The following is an 807-nucleotide window of genomic DNA, read 5'->3' as shown; positions in this document are numbered from 1 at the left end:
CACAGCCGTTGCCCGCTGCACGATCTTGTCCTCGAGGGCCGCGATCGCCAGCGGGCGCTGCCGTCCGTCCGGCTTTGGGATGTAGACCCGCCGCGACGGCTGCGGCCGGTACGCTCCCCGGTGGACACGGGCATGCAGATCCTCAAGGTTGGCCTTGAGATCTTGCTCATAGTCCCGCCACGTCACCCCGTCCGTGCCCGGCGCGGCATGCTTCTTCAACGCGAAGAACTCCGCCTCGAGCAGGTCGGGATCGATGTGGTGAAGCAGCGCGGTGAACCTCTCCTTCTTCCTTTCCCTTGCAGTTCGTCGTATGCGCTCCAGCGCCTGTGTCACGCTCGTCCGGCTCGGCGTCCGGGTCGTGCTTTGCTGGTCCGCATTCCCCTTGGTCGCGGCCCTTCGCTCCACCAGCTCCTTTCGCAGATCGCTCTGCCTCGTTCGCCGGCTTCGCCGCTACTGTGGCCACGTCCGACTTCCCGCGTTCGTTCGTCATCGGCTTCGGCTCCTCGCCTTCCCGATGCAGACCGAAGGCGCATGCCGCCTGCGGTCGAACGCGGGACCTCCCAGGTTCCGGCGCGGTCCCTTACTGCGTGATGGGGTCTTCGACCACGGCAGAGCGTCAGCCCCTCGCATAACGGGACCGCACATGTTGCCTTCGACGTTGCTTACCGCCTCGGCCTCTGCGAGTTTCTGTCTTTCGCGGCTCAATAGCCACCCCACAGCATCGTTGTGTACGCTTCGCTGCCGCCGTCGCCGACGACACCGCAACACTCACTACCGGGCGCCCGCTACGGCTTACCCGGACCGGAC

The 807-nt window shown here is 66.0% G+C and carries 1 pseudogene; it reads right to left on the bottom strand.

The features are described from left to right. Window positions 1–405: pseudogene (locus IVA82_RS49250) on the bottom strand (hypothetical protein); the annotation flags it as partial. Between the last annotated feature and the right edge of the window lie 402 nt (window positions 406–807).

The organism is Bradyrhizobium sp. 142 (assembly GCF_023074015.1).
Lineage (GTDB): Bacteria > Pseudomonadota > Alphaproteobacteria > Rhizobiales > Xanthobacteraceae > Bradyrhizobium.
This window is presented reverse-complemented; position numbering and strand designations above follow the sequence as displayed.